The organism is Rhodanobacter ginsengiterrae (assembly GCF_050026815.1).
GTDB classification, from domain to species: Bacteria; Pseudomonadota; Gammaproteobacteria; order Xanthomonadales; family Rhodanobacteraceae; genus Rhodanobacter; species Rhodanobacter ginsengiterrae.
Map to the genome: position 1 here is coordinate 43,484 of NZ_JALBWO010000033.1, position 17,456 is coordinate 60,939.

The 17,456-nt window shown below is 66.6% G+C and carries 14 protein-coding genes and 1 CRISPR repeat array; of the genes, 10 read left to right on the top strand and 4 right to left on the bottom strand.

Annotation, left to right across the window (positions count from 1 at the left end):
* Positions 1 to 5: 5 nt before the first annotated feature.
* Together ACQGNJ_RS01080 and hemF are read left to right on the top strand one after the other, a co-directional pair.
* Complete coding sequence (locus tag ACQGNJ_RS01080; RefSeq protein ID WP_426687378.1) at positions 6 to 710, top strand: ElyC/SanA/YdcF family protein; 705 nt, start codon at positions 6 to 8, stop codon at positions 708 to 710.
* 125 nt (positions 711 to 835) lie between these two features.
* A complete protein-coding gene (gene hemF, locus ACQGNJ_RS01085) occupies positions 836 to 1,738 on the top strand; it encodes an oxygen-dependent coproporphyrinogen oxidase (RefSeq protein WP_426687379.1) in 903 nt (300 codons plus the stop codon).
* A 98-nt stretch (positions 1,739 to 1,836) separates the two neighbouring features.
* Here hemF and ACQGNJ_RS01090 read toward each other — a convergent pair whose 3' ends face one another.
* The gene (locus ACQGNJ_RS01090) at positions 1,837 to 2,496 is read right to left on the bottom strand and encodes a DUF4097 family beta strand repeat-containing protein (RefSeq protein WP_426687380.1); all 660 of its coding nucleotides are present in this window, start codon (positions 2,494 to 2,496) and stop codon (positions 1,837 to 1,839) included.
* A 154-nt stretch (positions 2,497 to 2,650) separates the two neighbouring features.
* Here ACQGNJ_RS01090 and gpmA point away from each other — a divergent pair, with 154 nt between their 5' ends.
* From gpmA to ACQGNJ_RS01105, 3 genes are all read left to right on the top strand, one after another.
* Positions 2,651 to 3,394, top strand: a complete 744-nt coding sequence (gene gpmA, locus ACQGNJ_RS01095) for a 2,3-diphosphoglycerate-dependent phosphoglycerate mutase (RefSeq protein ID WP_426687381.1) — start codon at positions 2,651 to 2,653, stop codon at positions 3,392 to 3,394.
* A 3-nt stretch (positions 3,395 to 3,397) separates the two neighbouring features.
* A complete protein-coding gene (locus ACQGNJ_RS01100; RefSeq protein ID WP_426687382.1) occupies positions 3,398 to 3,769 on the top strand; it encodes a cupin domain-containing protein in 372 nt (123 codons plus the stop codon).
* Between the two features lie 97 nt (positions 3,770 to 3,866).
* Positions 3,867 to 4,421 (top strand): CcdC protein domain-containing protein, encoded by a 555-nt coding sequence (locus ACQGNJ_RS01105; protein WP_426687383.1) that lies wholly within the window; start codon positions 3,867 to 3,869, stop codon positions 4,419 to 4,421.
* A 15-nt stretch (positions 4,422 to 4,436) separates the two neighbouring features.
* On the opposite strand, the gene zapE is transcribed toward ACQGNJ_RS01105, so the two are convergent.
* Both zapE and ACQGNJ_RS01115 read right to left on the bottom strand, forming a co-directional pair.
* Complete coding sequence (gene zapE, locus ACQGNJ_RS01110) at positions 4,437 to 5,558, bottom strand: cell division protein ZapE (protein WP_426687384.1); 1,122 nt, start codon at positions 5,556 to 5,558, stop codon at positions 4,437 to 4,439.
* 36 nt (positions 5,559 to 5,594) lie between these two features.
* Positions 5,595 to 6,284, bottom strand: coding sequence for an alpha/beta hydrolase (locus ACQGNJ_RS01115; protein ID WP_426687391.1), 690 nt, complete (start codon positions 6,282 to 6,284; stop codon positions 5,595 to 5,597).
* A gap of 48 nt (positions 6,285 to 6,332) precedes the next feature.
* Between ACQGNJ_RS01115 and ACQGNJ_RS01120 the strand changes: the two genes are divergently transcribed.
* Positions 6,333 to 6,920, top strand: coding sequence for an acyl carrier protein phosphodiesterase (locus ACQGNJ_RS01120; RefSeq protein ID WP_426687385.1), 588 nt, complete (start codon positions 6,333 to 6,335; stop codon positions 6,918 to 6,920).
* A gap of 185 nt (positions 6,921 to 7,105) precedes the next feature.
* Here ACQGNJ_RS01120 and ACQGNJ_RS01125 read toward each other — a convergent pair whose 3' ends face one another.
* Entirely contained in the window at positions 7,106 to 7,627 is a 522-nt protein-coding gene (locus tag ACQGNJ_RS01125) for a c-type cytochrome (RefSeq protein WP_426687392.1), read from the bottom strand.
* A gap of 472 nt (positions 7,628 to 8,099) precedes the next feature.
* Here ACQGNJ_RS01125 and ACQGNJ_RS01130 point away from each other — a divergent pair, with 472 nt between their 5' ends.
* The 4 genes from ACQGNJ_RS01130 to ACQGNJ_RS01145 all read left to right on the top strand — a co-directional run bounded on the left by ACQGNJ_RS01130 (position 8,100) and on the right by ACQGNJ_RS01145 (position 16,803).
* On the top strand, positions 8,100 to 9,353 hold the full coding sequence (locus tag ACQGNJ_RS01130) for an efflux RND transporter periplasmic adaptor subunit (protein WP_426687386.1): 1,254 nt from the start codon (positions 8,100 to 8,102) through the stop codon (positions 9,351 to 9,353).
* A 99-nt stretch (positions 9,354 to 9,452) separates the two neighbouring features.
* Positions 9,453 to 12,692, top strand: a complete 3,240-nt coding sequence (locus tag ACQGNJ_RS01135) for an efflux RND transporter permease subunit (protein WP_426687387.1) — start codon at positions 9,453 to 9,455, stop codon at positions 12,690 to 12,692.
* A gap of 390 nt (positions 12,693 to 13,082) precedes the next feature.
* Positions 13,083 to 16,223, top strand: coding sequence for an efflux RND transporter permease subunit (locus ACQGNJ_RS01140; protein WP_426687388.1), 3,141 nt, complete (start codon positions 13,083 to 13,085; stop codon positions 16,221 to 16,223).
* Positions 16,224 to 16,593: 370 nt separating this feature from the next.
* A complete protein-coding gene (locus ACQGNJ_RS01145; protein WP_426687389.1) occupies positions 16,594 to 16,803 on the top strand; it encodes a FitA-like ribbon-helix-helix domain-containing protein in 210 nt (69 codons plus the stop codon).
* Between the two features lie 97 nt (positions 16,804 to 16,900).
* Positions 16,901 to 17,272: direct repeats of the CRISPR family, unit length 37 nt; unit sequence GTTCCGGCTAGAGCGCATTTCCTGATCTACTACGCAC.
* Positions 17,273 to 17,456: the final 184 nt, after the last annotated feature.

Below are 17,456 nucleotides of genomic sequence, written 5' to 3' on the forward strand. Positions count from 1 at the left end.
TCGCCGTGCCAACCACGCCATCGTCACCACGAAGCCCCTGGCGTTACCTGCGCGATCGCGACGTGCAACTCGCGGCGGTGGTCACCTTGGCAGCCCTGCTGCTGAGCGCGGGGCTGGTCTGGCTGGGCTATCTGATCCACGTATGCCGGGTGGCGGTGCGCAGCCCGCTGTTGCCGCCGCGGCGGATGATCGTGCTGGTGTTCGGTCGCCAGCTGGTGCGCGATGCGCCCGGTCCGGATTACCGGCAGCGGTTGCGCCGGGCACTGGTACTGGCCGAGCAGCGGCACACCGATCAGCTGATGCTGCTGGGCGGCTACAGCGGCGGCCGGCACAGCGAAGCCGCCGCCGGCCAGGTCTGGTTGCGGGAGCAGGGACTGGCCGGTGAACTGCGCGTCGTGCTGGAGCAGGACTCGGTCGACTCGCTGGAAAACCTGCGCCACGCGCGCCGGCTGCTTGACATCGACGCGGGTGAAGGCCGGCGGCCGCCGGTGGCGCTGGTGACCAGTCGGTATCACCTGGCCCGCTGCCTGTTGCTCGCCCGCCGGCTCGGTTTCGACGCGTCGCCGGTGGCGGCCGAGGCGCGGCTGCCGCGCCACGGCATCTATCTCGGCCGCTTGCTGATCGAGGCCAGTTACCTGATGTGGATCGACCTCGGCCTGCGCTGGGCGCAACTGGTCGGCCGTCAGCGCATGGTGACGCGGATCAGCTGAGCAAGAGCCCGCTGCCAGGCATGGCTCGCGTGGCCTGATCTGGCGCACGCCAACGCGGCGTCAGGCCGCAGCGGTCGATACCGGTGCACTTGGTAAACTGGCCGGGTCGAATGAAAGGGTCAGACATGAGCGAACAAGCGAACCGGGCCGAAGTCTTTCTGCGCGAACTGCAGGAGCGCATTTGCGCGGCGATCGAACAGGTCGATGGCGCCGCGCGCTTCGAGCAGGACGCCTGGACGCGGACCGAAGGCGGTGGCGGGCGTACCCGCGTGTTGCGCGACGGCGCGGTGTTCGAGCAGGCCGGGGTGAATTTTTCGCGCGTGTCCGGCACCCAACTGCCGCCCAGCGCCACCGCGCACCGGCCGGAGCTGGCCGGCGGCAGCTTCATCGCCACCGGCGTGTCGCTGGTGCTGCATCCGAAGAACCCGCAGGTGCCGACCACCCACGCCAACGTGCGCTACTTCGAGGCCAGCAAGGAAGGCGTTGAGCCGGTGTGGTGGTTCGGCGGCGGCTTCGACCTGACCCCGTTCTATCCGGTGGACGAGGACGTGCGGCACTGGCACACGGTGGCGCGTGACCTGTGCGAGCCGTACGGTACGGACGTCTATCCGCGCTACAAGCAATGGTGTGACGAGTACTTCTATCTCAAGCACCGCGACGAGACCCGCGGCGTCGGCGGCCTGTTCTACGACGACTTGAACGAGGGCGGCTTCGAGCGCTGCTTCGCCTTCACCCGCGATGTCGGCCACGGTTTTCTCGATGCCTATCTGCCGATCGTCGAACGCCGCAAGGGTGCGCCGTACGGCGAGCGCGAGCGCGAATTCCAGCTGTACCGGCGCGGCCGCTACGTGGAGTTCAACCTGGTCTACGACCGCGGCACCCTGTTCGGCCTGCAGTCCGGCGGCCGCACCGAGTCGATCCTGATGAGCCTGCCGCCGCGCGTGCGTTTCGAATACGCGTACCAGCCGGAAGCCGGCTCCGCCGAAGCGAAGCTGGCCGAGTACCTGAAGCCGCGCGACTGGCTTTGAGCAGGAAGTGAGGGAAGAGGAGTGAGAAGTGAGAGAAAGCGGAGCGCGCAAGCTTTTGCACTTCTCTCACTTCTCACTCCTCTCCACTCACTCCTGGCTTACGGCGTTGCGCCGCTGAACTTCACCGGCGTGGCGCCCTTGACCGGGCCGATCTGCGCGCTGTCGCTGACCTTCAGCACCACCTCGCGGCGGAATTCCAGCGTGCCCTGTACCACCGCGTGCGGGCCGATCACCACCACCGGCGGGCGGCTGTTGCCGCTGAACCAGCCGTGCTGCTGGTCGACCAGGATGCCGCCCTCGACGCGCGAGTTGCTGCCCACCGTGATGTCGCCGCTGACCGTGCCCAGACCGCCGGCGACGTGCGCGCCGTCGAGCACGATCGCGCCGTTGACGTTCTCCAGCCGGCCACCGACGTCGGCGCCCGGATCCAGCCGGATGCTGCCGTTGACTGCTTCCACCTTGCCGCTGACCCGGCTGGCGCGGCCCAGGCTGATCGAGCCGTTGACCGTGCCCAGTTCGCTGGCCTGCGCCTTGTCGCCCAGTTCGACCGCGCCGTTGACGGTGCTGGCCTCCTGCACCACGGCGCCGTCGGCGATATGCACCGCGCCGTTGACCGTGCTGACATCGCCCGCGTGCTGGCCGGCCTCGACCCGCACCGTGCCGTTGACCTTGTCGATGTCGCCGTCATGGGCGGCGGCCAGCAGCGGCAGGCCCAGCGCGAACGCGGCGGTGATCAGGATGGTGGGGAATCGGCGCATGACAATCTCCTTGTGGGGTGGGTTTGCAGACTTGGCTGGATTGAGATGCCACGCGCCGGCCGCCGGTTTAGCATGACCTGTGGCAGGGGCCGCATTTGACGCTGCCGGGGCGGGCCTGCACCATTCCCGGTTCAGCAACCTTCTGGGCAACCCCATGCACAAGCTCGTCCTGATCCGCCACGGCCAATCGCAGTGGAACCTCGACAACCGCTTCAGCGGCTGGGCCGACGTCGATCTCACCGAGCAGGGCATCGCCGAGGCAGGCGAGGCCGGACGGCTGCTGCAGGCGGACGGTTTCAGTTTTGACGTGGCCCACACTTCGGTGTTGAAACGTGCCGTGCGCACACTGTGGGGCGTGCAGGACGCGATGGACCTGATGTGGCTGCCGGTGGTCACCGACTGGCGCCTCAACGAGCGCCACTACGGCGGCCTCACCGGCCTCAACAAGGCCGAGACCGCGCTGAAGTATGGCGAGGAGCAGGTGAAGGTGTGGCGGCGCAGCTACGACATTCCGCCACCGCCGCTGGAGCGCGCCGCCAACGACGCGGTCGGCGATCCGCGCTACGCGACCCTCGACCCACAGGACATTCCCGACACCGAATGCCTGAAGGACACCGTCGAGCGCGTGCTGCCGTACTGGCACCAGGTGCTGGCGCCGGCGATCCGCGCCGGCCAGCGCGTGCTGGTGGTGGCGCACGGCAATTCGCTGCGCGCGCTGGTGAAATACCTCGACGGCATCTCCGACGAGGCGATCGTGGAGCTCAACATCCCCAACGGCGTGCCGCTGGTCTACGAGTTCGACGACGCGCTGAAGCCGCTGCGCCACTACTACCTCGGTGACGCTGCGGCGATCGCCGCGAAGATGGCGGCGGTGGCGAACCAGGGCAAGGCGAAGTAGGGCATGCCCGCCGCCATCTCGCCGAAGGCCGCCGCTGCCGCCCTGGTCGAGTACTGGTCGCCGCGGGTGATCGGCGAGCTGGACGACAGCTACCTCAAGGTCGCCAAGGTCCTCGGCACGTTCGGCTGGCATAGCCATGACGGCGAGGACGAGCTGTTCCTGATTCTCGACGGCCACCTGCGCATCGAACTGGAAACCGGCGTGGTGGAACTGGACCGGGGCGAACTGTTCGTGGTGCCCAGGGGCGTTCGCCATAATCCGGTGGCCGCGGCCGAGTGCCTGCTGCTGCTGATCGAGCGCAAGTCGACCCTGCATACGGGCAATGTCGTCACCGAACGCACGCGCTCGATCGCCCAGCAGCTGGGTGGCGACTGAGTGTGCCGAACGGGCGTCGATGCATGACAGGCGTCAATCGTCAGCCGCTGCCGGCCCGGCTAAGCTGTACCCATTCCCGCCAAAGTGATCCGCGCCCATGCCTGCCCATCTGACCAGTTACCTGATCATGCTGCCGCTGCTGGCCTGGATGGTCTGGAAGCGCGTAAGCCGCCAGTTCGGCCGCCAGCCGATCCGGCGCAAGCGGATGATCGGCCGCATCGTGATGTTCGCGATCATCGGCAGTCTGCTCGCGCTCACCGGTCTGCAACGGCCCGCGCTGGCCGAAGGCCTGCTGGGCGGGGTCCTGGTCGGTGGCGCGGTGGGTCTGCTCGGCTTGCGCCTCACCCGTTTCGAAGTCGATCCGGTCAAGGGTGACTGCTATGTGCCGAATCCGTGGATCGGCGCCTTGCTTACCGCCCTGCTGCTCGGCCGGCTGGCCTGGCGCCTGTTCGAGATGTGGCACCAGATGCAGCTGGCACCGGCGGCGTCTGCAAGCTACGCGGCGATGCAGCCGATGGGGCAGGCGCTCAGTCCACTGACGATGCTGGTGATCGGCCTGCTGGTCGGTTACTACATCGCCTACTTCACCGGCCTGCTGATCCACCATCGGCGTTTCCAGCGCGCCCATCCGGATACCGCGACTGCGCTGTAGCACGGCCGGACCGGTTCATTCCGGTCGATGCGGCAGGGCCAGATATTCCTCGCTCTGCATCTCGATCAAACGCGACTCGGTGCGGCCGAATTCGGCCCGCAGGCGCTCGCCGTCGTACAGCTCGGTGATCGGCGCCGCGGCGGACAGCACCAGTTTCACGTGGCGGTCGTAGAACTCGTCGACCAGTTGCACGAAGCGCTTCGCCGCGTCCTCGCTGTAGATGCTGAACTGCGGCACGTTGGAGATGATGATCGCCGGCCCGGCCTTGGCCAGCGCGATGTAGTCGGCGACTGCGCGCGGGCCTTCGCACAACGCGCTGAAGTCGAACCACAGCACGCCCTCGGCGCGCTTGTGGAACGGGATGTCGCGACCGTTGATCGGCAATTGGCCGTCCAGCTGCGTCTCGCCGCCGGCCTGGCCGGCGAAGATTTTCTCCAGCGCGCGATGCGCCTCGGCCCCCGGTGGAGTCAGGTAGACCGAAGCCTGGCTGAGCGCGCGCAGTCGCCAGTCGCGCGAGGAGGCCATTTCAACCACGTGGCATTGCCGCTCGATCAGCGCGATCGCAGGCAGGAAGCGCGCGCGCTGCAGGCCGCCCTGGTACAGATTGGCCGGCGCGGTGTTGGAGGTGGTGACCAGGCTCACGCCGCGTGCGAACAAGGCGTCGAGCAGGTTGGCCAGGATCATCGCGTCGCCGATGTCGTTGACCAGGAACTCGTCCAGGCACAGCACCCGGCAGCGTGCGGCGATGCCGGCAGCCACCTCGACCAGCGGGCTCTGCTGCTCGCCGAGCTCGCGCAGCTGCTGGTGCACCTCGCCCATGAAGCGGTGGAAGTGCCGGCGCAGCACCACGCCGCCGGGCAGGCTGGCGGCGAACAGATCCATCAGGAAAGTCTTGCCGCGGCCGACCGTGCCCCACAGGTACAGGCCGGGCACCGCGACGGGCGGCTCGTCGCTGCCGAGCAGGGACTTCAGTCGACCAAGCAGCCCGGTTTCACTTGCCGGCGCGGCGCACAGCGCCGCATGCATGCGATCGAATTCGGGCAGCAGCGCCAGCTGGGTCGGGTCGGATTCCCAGCGATGCGCAGCGACGCCTTCGTGGTAGCGCGCGCTGGGCGCGAGCGAGGGATTTTCACGCATGGAGCGGACAGGTCCGGGAGAGGTGGAAGGCGCAGGTCAGCCGCGTCGCGCCGGTGGCAGCCAGCCCAGCACGGCGTGCTTGATCGCGCCGCGCAGGTCCATCAGTCGCCGATGGAAGAAATGGCTGGTATCGGGCATGCGCACCAGTTCGGGCTGGTGTTCCAGCGTGTCGATCCAGTCGAACACCGCCTGCGGGTCGATCACCTCGTCGGCCTCGCCCTGCACCACCAGCCACGGACAGGTCGGCAGCGCGACCGGACCGAACTCGCGGCGACCCACCGGCGGCGCAATGCTGATCAGCACGTCGGCGTGCAGTTGCCCCGCATTGCGGATGGTCACGTAGCTGCCGAACGAGAAGCCGGTCAGCCACAGCGCGTCATCCGGCCGCACCTTGCGTACCCAGGCCACCACGGCGGCCAGATCCGCGCTTTCGCCGTCGCCCTTGTCGAATGCCCCGGCCGAATTGCCGGCGCCGCGGAAATTGAAGCGGATGGTATCCAGTCCGGATTCGCGCAGCGCGCGCTCGGCCATGGTCACCACCTTGTTATGCATGGTGCCGCCTTCAGACGTCAGCGGATGGCAGATCACCGCGACGCCGCGGCGTGCGCCGGCCGGCTCGGCGACATCGCTGATGGCTTCCAGCTTGCCGGCCGGGCCATCCAGCATGAAACTGGCGGCGATATCGGGAAAGGTGGCCGGTGCGGCCGGGAGTTCGGTGGGATTCATGCGCACGATGATAACCGCCGCGCGGCTCGGCTGCCGCGGAAGCCGCCCGTGAACCATCTGGCCCATGCGCTGCTGGCCGGTGACGACGAGGAACTGCAACTGGGCGGCATGCTGGGCGATTTCGTCCACGGGCAACCGGATCCGGCGCTGTTTCCGCCACGGGTGATCGCCGGGATTCGCCTGCATCGCGCGATCGACGTGTACACCGATGCCCACCCCGAGGTGCTGGCGGCCAAGGCGCTGCTGCCCGCGCCATATCGGCGGTATGCAGGGATCCTGCTCGACATGTGGTTCGACCACTGCCTGGCGCGCGGCTTTCCGCGCTGGAGCGGGTTGCCGCTGCAGCCGTATTCCGACGCGTTGCGCGGCTTGCTGTGGCAGCGCGACGCACTGCTGCCGCCGGCATTGCGGCGCTTCCGCGAGTACATGGAGCTGCAGGGACTGCCGGCGAACTACGCCGACCCGATGGTGTTGGGCCATGCCCTGACGGGGATCGGGCAACGACTGAGCCGGGCCAATCCGCTGGATTCGGCTTTGCCGGTGCTGCTGGAGCACGAGGCGGGACTGCAGCAGCGGTTCGAGACGTTCTTTCCGGAGCTGCGGGAGTTTGCGCGGGAATGGATCGCGGGGCATTGAATTGCTCCCTCCCCTGCTTGCAGGGGAGGGCTGGGGTGGGGTGCTCTTGATCTTCTGCATGGCGGCTTGGATCAAGATCAAGAGCGGACCCTCTCCCAACCTCCCCCTGCGTTGCAGGGGAAGGGGCAAACGAAAGCGCCGCCCGAGGGCGGCGCTTGGAGAAGGCTTGTTGGATCAGGCGAAGTTTACTTCGCCTGATCGGCGATCCAGTGCACGGCGTTGGTCACTTGTTCGTCGGTGAGCGCGGGGTTGCCGCCCTTAGCCGGCATGAAGTTGCCATCGGGGCCGTGGTAACCCTCGATCGCGTGCTTGACCAGCACGTCGATGCCCTGGGCCAGGCGCGGCGCCCAGGCGGCCTTGTCGCCCACCTTGGGTGCACCGGCGACGCCGGCGGTGTGGCAGCTGGTGCACAGGTGATCGAAGATCGCCTTGCCGTCCGTGGTGCCACCGTAGGCGACCTGCGAAGCAGCGGCCTTGGCGGCGGCATCGGCGGCAGCCTGCATCGCGGCACGCCCCGTGTTGCCGGCATATACCGCGCCGGCCGGTGCGATCCGCGCGGTCACCTGGGCCGGCTGGTCGGGATTGGTTTCTTTCGGCTCGTGCTCGTGGATGGCCAGCGCGCCGAAGATCAGCACCACCGTCAGCACGGCCAGGCCGCCGATCATGATCGAAAACTGGCGCAGGACGCTGTGGTCCGCCTTGCTCATGGAACCGCTCACGCACGTACTCCTGTCAGTGGGCGCGACGGAACGCCACGATGGCTGCCCCGTCCTGCCTCGATTGCCTGTTGCCGTCGCACCGGACCATGAGCACTTCCCGCGGGGGCGCCTCATGAGCGAGCGACGAGGATCAAGCTTGCCCCCGGCCCGGGTTCGGGGATCGGACAGGCAACCAGTCGGAGATTATAAACGAAGCGCGCGGCAAGTTTCAGGCTTGCGTGACGACCGACCGCGCTGGCATGCCGTCACCATGTGCCGGCGCCGCCATGCGCTAAGCCGCTACCCTGCCATCGGTCATGGCGCACCCATGTCAACCGGCATTGTTCATTTCCGTTGAACTGCCCCTATGCTTTCACTTCGAGAGCCGCTCGTCGGCGCTGTCCGACAGCGTCGCCAGCTGCAGATGCAAGTCACGCTGCTGCGTGCCGCATGGCCGCACCGTTCAATCCAGGAGTTTTACATGTCGCGTTTTTGGAAGATCGCGTTGATCGTCATCGCCGTGATCGTGGTGGCGGCGCTGGGTTTCCGCCTGCTGCACAAACCGGCGCCGGCGGGCACCGCGGCCTCGGCCCAGGCGAGCGGCAAGGCCCGTGGCGGCAAGGATGGCAAGGACGAAACGCCGCCGGTGCCGGTGACGGTAGTGCCGGTGGCCAAGCAGAATGTGCCGGTCTACCTGACCGCGCTGGGCACGGTGCAGGCGCTCAACACGGTCAGCCTGAGCCCGCAGGTCGGCGGCCAGCTGCTCAGCCTGGATTTCGTCGAAGGCCAGCCGGTGAAGAAGGGTCAGGTGCTGGCGCAGATCGATCCGCGCACCTATCAGGCGGCCTATGACCAGGCCGTGGCGCGTCAACGCCAGGACCAGGCCATGCTCGACACCGCCAAGAGCAACCTGACGCGCAGCCAGGACCTGGCAGCCAAGGGCTACATCTCCAAGCAGGATCTGGACACCTTGCGCAACACCGCCAGCCAGTATCAGGCCGCCGTGGCGGCCGACGCGGCCAGCGTGCGCGACAGCCAGGTGCAGCTGAACTACACCAAGGTCATTTCGCCGATCGACGGCCTGGCCGGCATCCGCGGCGTGGACCCGGGCAACGTGGTGACCACCTCCAGCACGATCGTCACGCTGACCCAGCTGCACCCGATCAACGTGATGTTCACCTTGCCCGAGCAGAGCCTCGACCTGGTGCGCAAGGCCGCTGCGCAGGAGGGTGCCGAGCTGCAGGTCACCGCGCTCGATCGCACCGACGCGCATCCGATCGCCAGCGGTGGCGTGCTGAAGGTGATCGACAACCAGATCGACACCAGCACCGGCACCTTCCGCCTGAAATCCGAATTCCCGAATGCGAAGAACGAGCTGTGGCCCGGCCAGTTCGTCAACGTGCAATTGCTGGTGAGCACGGTCGATGGCGGCCTGGTGATTCCCGCGCAGGCAGTGCAGCGTGGTCCGGATGGCGACTATGTCTACCAGGTGCAACCCGACAGCACGGTCAAGATGCAGGCGGTGGTGGTGGCCGGTGAGGTCGGCGACAGCCACGTGATGATCGGCAGCGGGCTCAAGGTCGGCGACCGCGTAGTCACCGAGGGCCAGTTCCGGCTGAAGCCCGGCAGCAAGGTCAATGCGCTGAAGCCGGGCGAAGTACCGGCCGTGCCGACCGCGGCCGAAATGGAAAAGGCCAAGCAGAACAGCAAGGGCGGTGGTCGCCGTCACGGCTGAGCAGGCAGCTGCCCGCCGCGCCACTCGAAGTTGCGCGGCTGTGGCCGCGCGCCAGCCATGATCGCGGCTGAAACCGCACTTTAGACGTTACGGATAGCCATGGGATTCTCGACCCTCTTCATTCGCCGACCGATCGCCACCTCGCTGCTGATGGTGGCGGTACTGCTGCTCGGCATCCTGGGTTATCGCCAGCTGCCGGTGTCGGCGTTGCCGGAGATCGAGGCGCCCAGCCTGGTGGTGAGCACGCAGTATCCCGGTGCCAGCGCCAACACCATGGCCTCGTTGATCACCACCCCGCTGGAACGCAACCTGGGGCAGATCTCCGGGCTCACGATGATGAGTTCGGACTCCTCCGCCGGGCTGTCCACGATCATCCTGCAGTTCTCGATGGATCGCGACGTGGATATCGCCGCGCAGGACGTGCAGGCGGCGATCAACCAGGCCAAGGGCACCTTGCCCGGCAACCTGCCGTATCCGCCGGTGTACAACCGGGTCAATCCGGCCGACGCGCCGATCCTCACCCTCAAGCTCACCTCCGACAGCCGCCAGCTGCGCGAGGTGAACGACCTGGCCGACTCGATCATCGCGCAGAAGCTGTCGCAGGTGCAGGGCGTGGGCCTGGTCTCGATCGCCGGCAACGTGCGCCCCGCGGTGCGCGTGCAGGTGAACCCGGCGCAGCTGTCCAACCTCGGCCTGACCATGGAGGACGTGCGCAGCGCGCTGACCCAGGCCAACGTCAACGCGCCCAAGGGCACGCTGAACGGCAAGACGCAGAGCTACTCGATCGGCACCAACGACCAGTTGAGTGATGCGGCCGAGTACAAGAACACCATCATCAGCTACAAGAACAACTCGCCGGTGCGGCTGTCCGACGTGGCCAAGGTGGTCGACGGCGTCGAGAACGACCAGCTCGCCGCGTGGGCGAACGGCCAGCCGGCGGTGCTGCTGGACGTGCGCCGCCAGCCCGGCGCCAACATCGTGCAGACGGTGGAGCAGATCCGCAACGTGCTGCCGGAACTGCGCAGCGCGTTGCCGGCCGACGTGCACCTGGACGTGTTCGCCGACCGTACGGTGACCATCCGCGCCTCGGTGCACGATGTCGAATTCACCCTGATCCTCACCGTGTTCCTGGTGATCGGCGTGATCTTCGTGTTCCTGCGCCGGCTGTGGGCGACCATCATTCCGGCCACCGCGGTACCGCTGTCGCTGTTGGGTACCTTCGGGGTGATGTCGTTCACCGGCATGTCGCTGGACAACCTGTCGCTGATGGCGCTGACCGTGGCCACCGGCTTCGTGGTCGACGATGCGATCGTGATGATCGAGAACATCGTGCGCTACATCGAGAAGGGCAAGAGCGGCCAGGAAGCGGCCGAGATCGGCGCCAAGGAAATCGGTTTCACCGTGCTGTCGTTGACCGTGTCGCTGGTGGCGGTGTTCCTGCCGCTGCTGCTGATGCCCGGCGTCACCGGCCGGCTGTTCCACGAGTTCGCCTGGGTGCTGACCATCGCGGTCACCATCTCGATGCTGGTCTCGCTGACGCTGACGCCGATGATGTGCGCCTACCTGCTCAAGCCCGACCAGTTGCCCGAGGGCGACGACGCGCACGAGCACCACGCCGCGGCGGGCAAGCGCACCGTGTGGTCGCGCACCGTGGCGGTCTACGAAAGTTCGCTGGACTGGGTGCTCGATCATCAGCGCCTGACCATGCTGGTGGCTGGCGCCGCGGTGGTGCTGACCGTGTTCCTGTACATCGCCATTCCGAAGGGCCTGCTGCCCGAGCAGGACACCGGCCTGATCACCGGCGTGGTGCAGGCCGACGATAACGTCGCCTTCCCGCAGATGGAAGACCGCACCAAGGCGGTCGCCGAAGCCCTGCGCAAGGACCCGGCGGTGGCCGGCGTGGCCGCCTTCATCGGCGCCGGCACGATCAACCCCACGCTCAACCAGGGCCAGCTCAGCATCGTGCTGAAGGATCGTGGCGACCGCGACGGCCTGGACAAGCTGCTGCCGCGGCTGCAACAGGCGGTGGCCGGCATTCCCGGCGTGGCGCTGTATCTCAAGCCGGTGCAGGACGTGACGCTGGACAGCCGCGTCGCCGCCACCGAATACCAGTACACGATGTCCGACGTGAACTCGGCCGAGCTGGCCGGTTATGCCAACCAGATGACCGAGGCGATGCGCCAGCGGCCGGAGCTGGCCGATGTCGACAACAACCTCGCCGACAACGGCAATGCGCTGAAGCTCGACATCGACCGCGAGAAAGCCAGCCGCCTGGGCGTGCCGGTGCAGAGCATCGACGACACCCTGTACGACGCGTTCGGCCAGCGCCAGATCTCCACCATCTTCACCCAGTTGAACCAGTACCGCGTGGTGCTGGAAGTGGCGCCGGAGTTCCGCAACAGCGACGATCTGCTGAACAAGCTGACCGTGCGCGGCAACGGCAGCGGCGCGCTCACCGGCAGCAACGCGACCAGTTTCGGCCAGCTGAAATCGAGCAATTCGGCGACGCCCTCGGGCATCGGCAATGCCGGCAATGTCGGCTTCCAGCTCGGCGGCGGCGGCACCATCCCGCTGTCCTCGCTGGTCACCGCCAAGGTCACCAGTGCGCCGCTGGTGGTCAGCCACCAGCAGCAACTGCCGGCGGTGACGCTGGCGTTCAACGTGGCGCAGGGCTATTCGCTGTCCGACGCGGTGACGGCGATCCATCAGGTCGAGGCGCAGCTGAAATTCCCGCCGCAGGTGCGTGGCGAGTTCGTCGGCAAGGCCGCCGAGTTCACCTCCTCGCTGGGCGACGAGGTGTTGCTGCTGCTGGCCGCGATCGTGGTGATCTACATCGTGCTGGGCGTGCTGTACGAGAGCTACATCCACCCGTTGACGATCATCTCCACCTTGCCGCCGGCCGGTGTCGGTGCGCTGCTGGCGCTGATCCTGTGCGGCATGAGCCTGTCGGTGGACGGCATTGTCGGCATCGTGCTGCTGATCGGCATCGTCAAGAAAAACGCGATCATGATGATCGACTTCGCGATCGAGGCGCGGCGCACCGGGCTGAACGCGCGCGACGCGATCCATCGCGCCTGCCTGCTGCGCTTCCGCCCGATCATGATGACCACCGCGGCGGCGATGCTCGGTGCCCTGCCGCTGGCGCTGGGCACCGGCATCGGCTCGGAGCTGCGTCGGCCGCTGGGCGTGTCGATCGTCGGTGGCCTGCTGCTGTCGCAGCTGGTCACGCTGTACACCACGCCGGTGATCTACCTGTACATGGAGCGTTTCTCCGACTGGCTCGCGGCGCGCCGCGAACAGCGGGCGCTGCACCAGGCCCGGGCCCGCGGCGCGGCGTGACCCGCCGTCGTTTGCCTTGCTCCCTCCCCTGCATGCCCGCAAGGGACTTTTCGGTCGCAGGGGAGGGCCGGGGTGGGGTCGCTCTTCGCCGCAAAGTCAAAAGCACCCCCTCACCTGAAGGACTCGCTCCGGTCGCCAACCGCCCCCTGCTGCGCAGGGGGCGGAGCCGTGTTCGTCGCTTTGTTCCCTCCCGACGTTGCAGCAGGAGCACCGCGCACTGCTTTGCTCCCTCCCCTGCGCAGCAGGGGAGGGTTGGGGTGGGGTCGCTCTTCGCAGGAAGCATGGCCCTCTGTCCCGATCAACCTTTTCGCAGCCCGCGCGTTGTGGGTGGGATGATTCGCTCACGCGTCATCTGCAATACCTCGCCCATCCCCCGCCTACGCTGAATCCATGAATATTTCCGGCTCCTTCATCCGCCGCCCGATCGGTACCTCGTTGCTGGCGATCGGCCTGTTCGTGGGCGGCATGATCTGCTACTTCCTGCTCGGCGTGGCGGCGCTGCCGAACATGCAGTTCCCGGCGATCTTCGTGCAGGCCAGCCAGGCCGGTGCGGATGCCAGCACGATGGCCTCCACCGTGGCGGCGCCGCTGGAGCGCCACCTGGGCCAGGTGCCGGGGATCGAGACGATGCGTTCGTCCAGCTCCGAAGGCAGCACCTTCGTCTTCATGATGTTCCAGAACGGCACCGATCTCGATTCGGCCGCGCGTGACGTGCAGGCCGCGATCAACTCGGCGGCGCCGGACCTGCCCAGCGGCCTGAACGGTTCGCCCAGCTACCAGAAGGCGAACCCGAACGACGACCCGATCATCGCGCTGGCGATGACCTCCGAGACCCAGTCCGCCGCCGATCTGTACAACGCCGCCGACTCGCTGCTGGCCCAGCGGCTGCGCCAGCTGTCCGGCGTATCGTCGGTGGAGATTGCCGGCGCCGCCACGCCGGCGATCCGCGTCGACGTGAACCTGCGCGCGCTGAACGCGATGGGACTGTCGCCCGATCAGCTGCGCAACGCGCTGAGTGCGGCCAACGTGACGTCGCCGGAGGGCTTCCTGTCCAACGGCAAGACCACCATGGCGATCAGCGCCACCACGCAGATGCACAGCGCAGACGAGTTCGCGCGGCTGGTGATCGCCAACCGCAATGGCACGCCGGTGCGGCTGTCCGACGTGGCCAATGTCTACGCCGGCCAGCAGGACGCCTACCAGGCGGCCTGGTTCCACGGCAAGCCGGCGGTGCTGATGTACGTCTACAAGAAAGCCGATGCCAACGTGATCGCCACGGTGGACCTGGTCAAGGATCAGTTGCCGACCTTGCGTGCGTACCTGCAGCCAGGCACCGAACTGACCCCGTTCTTCGACGGCACGCCCACCATCCGCGCCTCGCTGCACGAGGTGCAGGCGACCTTGCTGATCTCGCTGGCGATGGTGATCCTGACCATGGCGCTGTTCCTGCGCCGACTGGCGCCCACGCTGATCGCCGCGGTGGCCGTGCCGCTGTCGCTGGCCGGTGCCTTCGTGGTGATGTACATCCTCGGCTACACGCTCAACAACCTGACCTTGCTGGCGCTGGTGATCGCGATCGGCTTCGTGGTCGACGACGCGATCGTGGTGATCGAGAACATCATCCGCCACATCGACGCCGGCATGACGCGGATGCAGGCGACCCTCGCCGGCGCGCGAGAAATCGGCTTCACCATCGTGTCGATCACCGCCTCGCTGATCGCGGTGTTCATTCCGCTGCTGTTCGCCGGCGGCATCACCGGCATGTTCATGCACGAATTCGCGGTGACCCTGGTGGCGGCGATCGTGGTGTCTGCGCTGGTCTCGCTGACGCTCACCCCGGCGCTTTGCGGGCGCTTCCTCAGCGGGCATGACGCCAGGAAAGTGGCGGCGCCGTCGCGGCTGGCGCGGGCGCTGGACGGTTTCCACGCCGGCATGCTGCGTCTGTACACCCGCGCGCTGAACTTCTCGCTGCGCCATGCGCTGCTGTTCGCGCTGACTCCGCTGGCGCTGATCGTGGCCACCTTCTTCCTGTTCGGCGTGGTCAAGGCCGGCCTGTTCCCACAGCAGGACACCGGCCTGATCTGGGGCCGCGCCAACTCCAGCGCCACCGTCTCCTTCGCCGAAAGCAAGCAGCGGCTGGAGCGCCTCACCGCGATGCTGATGGCCGATCCCGACGTGGCCACCGTGGGCTCGCGCCTGGGCAGCAGCCGCCAGGGCACCAGTGGCTCGTTCAATATCGACCTGAAGACCCGCGCACAAGGTCGCAAGGACGACACCTTCGCCGTGCTCGCGCGACTGAGCGCGAAGGCCGCCAAGTATCCCGACCTCAACCTGCGCCTGCGCCCGGTGCAGGACCTGCCCAGCGGCGGTGGCGGCGGCACCAGCCAGGGCGCGCAGTACCAGGTATCGCTGCAGGGCAACGACCTGGCCGGGCTGCAGGAATGGCTGCCGAAACTGCAGGCCGAGCTGAAGAAGAATCCCAAGCTGATGGATGTCGGCACCGACGTCGACGAGGCCGGACTGCGCCAGAACATGGTGATCGATCGCGACAAGGCCGCCCGCCTGGGCGTGTCGATCGGCGCGATCGATGGTGCCCTGTACGACGCGTTCGGCCAGCGCCAGGTCAGCACCATCTACTCCGACATCAACCAGTACAAGGTGGTGGTCAATGCGCTGCCCGACCAGACCGCCACGCCCGATGCGCTGAACCGCATCTACGTGGCCTCCAGCAGCGGCAAGATGATCCCGATCACTGCCTTCACGCAGCAACAGCCGGGGCTGGCGCCGTCGCAGATCCGCCACCAGAACCAGTACACCACGATGGATCTGAGCTTCAACCTCGCGCCGGGCGTGAGCATGGGCGAGGCGATGGCGATCATCCAGGCGACCGTGCAGAACATGCGCATGCCGGGCGACATCAAGCTCAACCTGGGCGGCGACTTCCGCCGCTTCGAGCAGTCGCAGAGCGGCATGCTGTGGCTGGTGCTGGCCGCCGTGCTGACCGTCTACATCGTGCTCGGCATGCTCTACGAAAACCTGATCCACCCGATCACCATCCTGTCCACCCTGCCGGCCGCTGGCGTGGGCGCGCTGCTGGCGTTGTGGCTGACCGGCACCGAGCTGTCAGTGGTGGCGCAGATCGCGCTGGTGCTGTTGATAGGCATCGTCAAGAAAAACGCGATCATGATGATCGACTTCGCCCTGGTCGCCGAACGCGAACACGGCAAGAACCCGCTGGAAGCCGCACGCGAAGCCTGCACCGTGCGCTTCCGTCCGATCATGATGACCACCATGGTCGCCATCCTCGCCGCCTTGCCGATCGCGATCGGCCTTGGCGAAGGCAGCGAACTGCGTCGCCCGCTCGGCATCGCCCTGATCGGCGGCCTGCTGATCTCGCAAAGCCTGACCCTGCTGAGCACGCCGGCGCTGTACGTGATCTTCTCGTGCCTGGCGGAGCGGCGGAAGGCGTGGTCGGCACGCCGGCACGAGAGCAGGCTGGCGCGGCGCCGGCGGCAGCTGGCTGGTGCATGAAGAGCAGTTCTGCCGGTTACGCGTGGTTCTGCACAGCGTTGAACTGAAGAGCGGAAAGACGATGGCGGATCGAGTATTCCGTGCGTTGTGGTGCGGGTATTCACGCATCCAGACTTTCGCGAAGAGCCGCTTGAAGCGACGCACCCCGTGAGCCGTTGACCGTTGAACTGTCGCAGTATCAAAGACACCCAGACAACGAGAGTTGCGTCCGGCAAGAAGGAGAAGTTCTCAGGGTTACCTGCGCGGCATTGATCCACACAAAAATTGATCGACATGCTTACGTCCGAGCAGTCGAAGCGACAGCGGAACTCTCCTCTCCTCCGACACTGACTACAATGCAGCCACTGCTGTCACCGCCGCAGGCCTTCCCATGACGACAATAACGATCCGACATCTGGACGCCGACCTGGAGGCGCGTCTGCGCCTGCGAGCGGCGCAGCATGGGCAGTCGATGGAGGACGAGGCGCGCAGCATTTTGTGCAACGCCTTGCAGGCCGAGCCATCGAGCGGGCAGTCACTGCTGGACAGCATCCGTGCGAGGGGTGGAGCCGTACGGCGGCATCGAGCTGGAGCTTCCTGAGCGCGAGCCCATGCGTGAGCCACCGGACTTCCTTTGATTGTCGTGCTGGATACAAACATCATTTGGGAGTTGTTCGAGCCGACGTGGAGTGCTGAAAGTTCCGGCTAGAGCGCATTTCCTGATCTACTACGCACGGCCTTGGCCTGGGCATAGGCGGTAACGTCGTTCCGGCTAGAGCGCATTTCCTGATCTACTACGCACATGGAGCTGACCAACGAGGCGGCGTTCTTCGTTCCGGCTAGAGCGCATTTCCTGATCTACTACGCACCACCCGGGCCACCTGGTCGGTGTCGCCGATGTTCCGGCTAGAGCGCATTTCCTGATCTACTACGCACTGCGTGATGAACACCTTCGACTGGATCGTCGTTCCGGCTAGAGCGCATTTCCTGATCTACTACGCACCGTGGACTTGCACGTCTGCAGATCCGTGTTGTTCCGGCTAGAGCGCATTTCCTGATCTACTACGCACCTGCGCCAACCCGACGCACGGCTACTACCTGTTCCGGCTAGAGCGCATTTCCTGATCTGGGTTCACCCCCGATTTCACGGACACTTACGAGAAGGCCGATGCGGCCGATGAGGAGTGTTCATGTCGAAGCGAAGAAAATTCAGCAGCGAGTTCAAGCGTGGCGCGGTTGAACAAGCTAATCAGC